The 6,000-nt window shown below is 56.4% G+C and carries 8 protein-coding genes; 1 reads left to right on the plus strand and 7 read right to left on the minus strand.

Features of this window, described 5'->3' with window-relative positions:
• Nucleotides 1-23: 23 nt before the first annotated feature.
• The 6 genes from ABWV42_RS19485 to ABWV42_RS19510 form a co-directional block, all read right to left on the minus strand.
• Complete coding sequence (locus ABWV42_RS19485; RefSeq protein WP_353341623.1) at nucleotides 24-674, minus strand: hypothetical protein; 651 nt, start codon at nucleotides 672-674, stop codon at nucleotides 24-26.
• 241 nt (nucleotides 675-915) lie between these two features.
• On the minus strand, nucleotides 916-1,212 hold the full coding sequence (locus tag ABWV42_RS19490) for a 50S ribosomal protein L23 (RefSeq protein WP_255109838.1): 297 nt from the start codon (nucleotides 1,210-1,212) through the stop codon (nucleotides 916-918).
• A complete protein-coding gene (rplD, locus tag ABWV42_RS19495) occupies nucleotides 1,209-1,826 on the minus strand; it encodes a 50S ribosomal protein L4 (protein ID WP_353341624.1) in 618 nt (205 codons plus the stop codon). Before rplD ends, ABWV42_RS19490 begins: the two co-directional genes overlap by 4 nt.
• On the minus strand, nucleotides 1,823-2,548 hold the full coding sequence (gene rplC / locus ABWV42_RS19500) for a 50S ribosomal protein L3 (protein WP_255109834.1): 726 nt from the start codon (nucleotides 2,546-2,548) through the stop codon (nucleotides 1,823-1,825). Before rplC ends, rplD begins: the two co-directional genes overlap by 4 nt.
• A gap of 15 nt (nucleotides 2,549-2,563) precedes the next feature.
• Nucleotides 2,564-2,872, minus strand: coding sequence for a 30S ribosomal protein S10 (rpsJ, locus tag ABWV42_RS19505; protein ID WP_044028221.1), 309 nt, complete (start codon nucleotides 2,870-2,872; stop codon nucleotides 2,564-2,566).
• A 185-nt stretch (nucleotides 2,873-3,057) separates the two neighbouring features.
• Nucleotides 3,058-3,585 (minus strand): hypothetical protein, encoded by a 528-nt coding sequence (locus tag ABWV42_RS19510; RefSeq protein WP_353341626.1) that lies wholly within the window; start codon nucleotides 3,583-3,585, stop codon nucleotides 3,058-3,060.
• A gap of 322 nt (nucleotides 3,586-3,907) precedes the next feature.
• On the opposite strand from ABWV42_RS19510, the gene ABWV42_RS19515 reads away from it, so the two are divergent.
• The gene (locus tag ABWV42_RS19515; RefSeq protein WP_353341627.1) at nucleotides 3,908-4,888 is read left to right on the plus strand and encodes a hypothetical protein; all 981 of its coding nucleotides are present in this window, start codon (nucleotides 3,908-3,910) and stop codon (nucleotides 4,886-4,888) included.
• Nucleotides 4,889-5,023: 135 nt separating this feature from the next.
• On the opposite strand, the gene ABWV42_RS19520 is transcribed toward ABWV42_RS19515, so the two are convergent.
• Nucleotides 5,024-5,812: a lysophospholipid acyltransferase family protein gene (locus tag ABWV42_RS19520; RefSeq protein ID WP_353341628.1), complete on the minus strand. Its 789-nt coding sequence runs from the start codon at nucleotides 5,810-5,812 to the stop codon at nucleotides 5,024-5,026.
• Between the last annotated feature and the right edge of the window lie 188 nt (nucleotides 5,813-6,000).

Raw genomic sequence — 6,000 nt, forward strand, 5'->3', positions numbered from 1 at the left:
GGGTTGCTTTTATTGAGCAACCGTTAGCCCCGTTTTGCCAGCGCAGCTTCAGCCTGCGCGGCTTGCTGCAAGATCAATGCGCGAACCGCCTCGACATCTTCGAGATAGTCAAACATCACCTGCATCGTGATACGGCCCCACAGTGGCGAATGCCCAGGATGAGAAATGCCGATCCCAAAGGGTTGCACGACATCTTCTGAAAGCAGCGTGCCGACTCTGATTGAGGGATACGGCCTTGTCTCTACTACTTCATAGGGGAAGGTTGTTGAGAGCGGGCAAGACACAACGTAGAGCCGCTCGGATAGACGCCAGTTCATCGCCCTACGGCACAAAATTGTACGCTCGTCGGTTACGAAGTACAGAAAGTTGCTAAGAACATAACGCCGCTGGTGCGCCAGAGAACAGCTTATCGCCAAGAATGCGATACTGACTACGCCGTACACCCAGTAGGCATCTCTGACCCCGAACCGGCTCTCCGCGCCGATGAAGGGAAGACTGCACCACATCAAGACCGTTCCCACCAACAGAGACAGATGAATGAGGCGCTCTTGTCCGACCGGCTCGAACAGACCCTGCCCTCTAAAAGGTACCCCCGTCCAAAGAACCTGCTCTCCCGGTTCGAGGAGGTTCTCCAAACTTGGTTCCTTATAAACCTGAACCGTCGCTTCGCTCATTTCACCAAAAAATCTCTGCTTCAAAATCCAATGTCTGTTGTGGAAAATAGTTTCTTATGATCGAGAGCACCACCATCAGCTGCTCGGATAGGATAGTCGCGAGAAGTAAACCAACCAATCTTCGAGGAAGGCTAAGCTCCGGGCTGCAACCCTAATTCTATCCGAAGCGCATTGCATTCGGACAAAAAAAGCCCCCCGGCTTTCACCGAGGGGCTTTTCGATTTCTCGAAGAAAACAGATCTTACAGACCGGTGGTCACGTCGATCGTGTTGCCTTCTTCCAGGGTCACGTAGGCTTTTTTAACGTCTTTGCGCTTGCCGATCTGGCCGCGGAAACGTTTGACCTTACCCTTGGTGATGGTGGTGTTCACCGCTTTGACCTTCACACCAAAGAGAGCTTCTACAGCTTCCTTGATCTGCGGTTTGTTGGCGTCGATTGCCACTTCGAAAACAACCGCACCGTTTTCCGATGCCATGGTCGATTTCTCGGTGATAACCGGCTTGCGGATCACGTCGTAATGTTCTGCCTTAGCGGTCATTTCAAACGAGCCTCCAGAGCTTCGATACCTGCTTTGGTGATCACCAAGGTGTCACGCTTGAGGATATCATAAACGTTTGCACCCATCGTCGGCAGGATATCCAGACCTTCGATGTTGCGCGATGCCTTCAGGAAGCCTTCGTTAACCGATGCGCCGTCGATGACCAGAGCGCGTTTCCAGCCTAGGTTTTTCACCTGCTTGGCCAGAGCTGCGGTCTTGCCTTCGGCTTCGGCGTTCTCGATCACCACCAGCTCGCCTGCTTTCGCTTTGGCGGACAGTGCGTGCTTGAGGCCCAGCTTGCGGAATTTCTTCGGCAGGTCGTGGCCGTGCGAACGCGGGGTCGGGCCCTTGTAGATACCACCTTTACGGAAGATCGGCGCGTTACGGTCACCGTGGCGTGCGCCGCCGGTGCCTTTTTGGCGATAGATCTTCTTGGTCGAGTAGGAGGTTTCCGAACGGGTCTTCACCTTGTGGGTGCCGGCCTGCGCGTTGTTGCGCTGCCAACGGACCACGCGGTGCAGGATGTCCGCACGCGGCTCCAGGCCGAACAGGTCTTCCGACAGTTCGATGTTGCCTGCGTTGCCGCCGTCGAGATTGATCACGTCAAGTTTCATGCTTCACCACCTTCCGCGGGGGCTTCTTCAGCCGGTGCTTCGGTTGCAGCCGCTTTCAGGGCAGCCGGGAACGGCAGACCTTCGGGGGCTTTTTTCTTAACGGCGTCCTTGACGGTAACCCAGCCGGCTTTCGGGCCGGGCACAGCGCCCTTGATGAAGACGAGACCACGCTCGGCGTCGGTTTTCACGACTTCGAGGTTCTGAGTGGTCACGCGGACGGCACCCATGTGGCCGGCCATCTTCTTGCCTTTGAAAACCTTGCCCGGGTCCTGACACTGACCGGTCGAACCGTGCGAACGGTGCGAGATCGAAACACCGTGCGAGGCGCGCAGACCGCCAAAGTTGTGGCGTTTCATGGCACCGGCAAAACCTTTACCGATCGAGGTGCCCGAAACGTCAACCTTCTGACCCGTGAGGAAGTGCTCGGCCGAGATCTCGGCGCCAACTTCGATCAGGGCGTCTTCCGAAACGCGGAACTCGGCAACCTTGCGCTTGGGCTCTACGCCAGCTTTGGCAAAGTGACCGCGCATTGCTTGCGAAGTGCGTTTTGCCTTGGCCGAACCAGCGCCCAGCTGCACTGCGGTGTAGCCGTCGGTGTCGGTGGTGCGTTGTGCAACGACCTGAAGGCCGTCGAGCGAAAGAACGGTTACAGGGATCTGTTTGCCGTCTTCCATGAACAAGCGGGTCATGCCCACTTTTTTCGCGATGATACCAGAGCGCATATTCCTATACCCTCCTTAAACCGAGATCTGGACGTCCACGCCAGCCGCCAGGTCGAGCTTCATCAGCGCGTCCACGGTCTGGGGGGTCGGATCAACGATGTCGAGAAGACGCTTGTGCGTACGGATCTCGAACTGATCGCGGGATTTCTTGTCAACGTGGGGACCACGCAGAACGGTGAACTTCTCAATCTTGTTGGGAAGCGGGATCGGGCCACGAACCTGCGCGCCGGTGCGCTTTGCAGTGTTCACGATTTCCTGGGTGCTTGCATCCAGCACGCGGTAATCGAAAGCCTTCAGCCGAATGCGAATGTTTTGACTTTGCATTTCGTCAGCCTTTTTTAGGCGTTGGAGTTGAGAGGAGGACCCGCGACCACCGCAAACCCTCATCGAACCCGAAAAGGCGGGAATCACCCCGCCTTCATGTTCCTTATGAGAACTCGCGCGATATAGAGGGGATTAGGGGATGTGGCAAGGGCATTTCAGCGATCCTCAGAGGAATCGTGTCGACCTTATCTTCCTTCGGTCTGAGCTATCCCAATCTCGGCTCGGATTCTTTGCAATACCGAAGCACCGAGAGCAAGGTCTTTTGCCACGAAGAAGATTTCCACTTCCAAATCAATCGGAATTTGCTGTGAGGGATGCCCATCCAACCATGCAAACAAGAACCGATATTCACTGCCATTGATTTCTCCAACCACCGGACTTGAAGGGAAAATGATATCCGGTGCCGTGCCGCCGATTGTTCGAAAATAGACCCCAAGATCCTTAAGGGAGTACCTTGTCCCCTCAGGCAGAGATACCGAAACGGAAATCGTTCCAGCATCATCACAAGTCATCCCAGCCGGTTCTTTTCCGCGCTTTACCTCGAGAACCCGCACCGAGGGAGCCGGAAGGCTCCCCAAGTATTCACCCGCCTCATCAAATGGACGCCAATTTTGTAGATCCGGCTCGAAACGGAAGCTTCCATCAAATGTACAAGACAGCGCCATGCTGCCAGCGGTCATGAATAGCAGCGTGTAGGCAAGTAATCCGGGCATCTATTTCTCTTTTTCAATTCCGTAGTTCTTTTGTTTTATGCTCTCAAAAATGGAATGAACTTACAGTCTCTATATCAACTCTATCATCACAGGGTTTCGACGAATTCCACGTTATAACAACATTCCTCCGCCCCTTTTTGGCTGCGCAGCCAAAGACGGCACCCCAAAGCAAAAGGGGGCCAGTACCCCTCTGCCGGTTCATGTACCGTGCCGCAGGACCGTGGAAAACAAGGGATATTCGACTCTCGCCCCCCAACCTGCTAGCATCCCACTCTACGGCTGACATATTTTGCCAAGGACCGTGCTGAGTGGAGGGACTCGAATGGCATTTGAAACCTATGAATTTTCCGCGTTCCGGGAAAGCGATCTCGCGACAGGTGGCAAGTCGAAGTTCTTTGTTGGCAACACGATTGTCGTGCCCACGGCACCAACCCTCTCTATTCGCGTGACCGACGACGACGGCGCCCTGTCCGGAGACAATATCGTCAGCGAGAGTGCCGATGATGCGAGCGGTCAGACGGCTTCAATTCTGGATGCCTCGGGCAACGAGATCGGCAATGGCGGCAAGATCTATGGCGAGGTGTTTTTCTGGGTCAGCGACGCCGAAGGCAACCGCTATGCCCTGGTCGAGATCGAACAGGAAGGCGGCGGTGATGACTATTTTGCCTTCGTGACCGACTATGGCCTCCCCAAGGCTGGCACCGCGCTCACCGTGGACACCAAGGTCAACATCAAGAACAAGACCCTGATCCCCGAGTACAGCTCGCTTACCGCTGATGTCCCCGACCCGGACCCCGCCCCGGCTGACGAGTTCGAGTTCACGGCTTTTAACGAGTTCGACCTCCTTACCGTGAGCGGCAAGAAGAACCTTTTTGTTGGCGACACGATTGTCCTGCCCGAACTGCCCACGCTTCTGATTACTGTCACGGATGACGAGGGGAACCTGTCAGGCGACAATCTGGTCAACGAACAGGCCGATGACGCAACCTATCAAACGGCGACGGTCATCAACATGGATGGCGAGGAAGTCGGCAACGGAGGTCAGATTTTCGGCGAGGTCTACTATTGGGTGAAGGACAGCGCCGGCAAACGTTACAGGCTGGTTGAGATCGAGCAGGAAGGCTCGAAGGATGACTATTTTGCCTTCCTGACAAGCCACGGTGTGCCCGCCGCCGGCGAGGAACTTTATGTGGCTGCCAAGCGCAACATCAAGGACAGCAAGATCCTTGTGGACTACGAAGACCTGACGACGGGTGATCCGGCAGAACACCTGTTTCCAGACCCGGGCGATCTCATTCTCTGACAATCGGCCCTTTCGAAGGTGCTATCCAGCTTTCGAACAAGCGACAATAGGCAAAAGGGCGCCCCGCGGGACGCCCTTTCTTTATTCCTGAAGCCCTACTGCCAACCTCTTTGGCGGGGTGACGGCAGAACCTTTCTAGCCGCGATCAAACACCGCCATCATCTGTCCCCTCAAGCGTTCGACATCCTCTTCGACGCTGACCTGCGGATCACAGTGAAAGGGATCGAGCACGCGAATGCGGACGGTTCCGCTCAAGGGAGAGAAACGTCCACGCGGCAACAGCCGATCACTGTCGAGGATGACGATGGGCCGGATGGTGCGGCCGCTTTCACGGGCAACGACGACGGCACCTGCCTTGAATTGGCCAAGGCTTTCCGACTTGGTCCGGGTGCCTTCCGGAAACAGCACAACCGAGCGGCGGTCAGGCATGGATCGCACGGCATCACTCAGGGTTTCCATCGCGACCTTGCCGCTCTTGCGGTCGATCTCGACAAGCCCCGCAGCCTTGAAACCGGTGCGCAGCAAACGGGCGTCGAACAGTTCCTTCTTGGCGGCAAAGGTGAACCATTTGCGGTCCGGCACCGCGTCCATCATGGTAAACCCATCAAGATGGCTGCGGTGGTTGATGACTATGACGCTGCCGGTGTCCTCGGCAAGTGCCACGCGTTCCTGCTCGGAGATCTCGACCCGGATACTCAGCAGCCAGAGAAGCCGCGAGCAGGCGCGTTTCACCAATCGCCAATACCATCCCCGAAACCCCGGACGGTGTGCGCAAAGCAGGGGCACGAAGGCAATGAAGAGAAACTGGAACGGGCCGAACAGGACAAGCAAACAGCGCTTGAGGATGCGCAGGACGGGGCCGGGTGTCGAGGGGGCCAAGGGCCTGGCATTGGGATCCGTCGCCATCGCAGGAAAACGCCTCATGATTGCCCCGAAACGGGGAGGATCATGAGGGGCTGCGTCATGACCGGCGCACGGCAGGCTGGCGTCTCCAGCAGGCCAGAGCCTCTATGCGGCATTCAGACCCCGTGTTCAACGAGAAGATGACGTTAAGGAAGCGACTGCAAAGCAAAAGGGCGCCCCGTGGGACGCCCTTTCATCATTCCTGACGA

It is taken from the genome of Pelagimonas sp. KU-00592-HH (assembly GCF_040369695.1).
Taxonomy (GTDB): domain Bacteria; phylum Pseudomonadota; class Alphaproteobacteria; order Rhodobacterales; family Rhodobacteraceae; genus Shimia.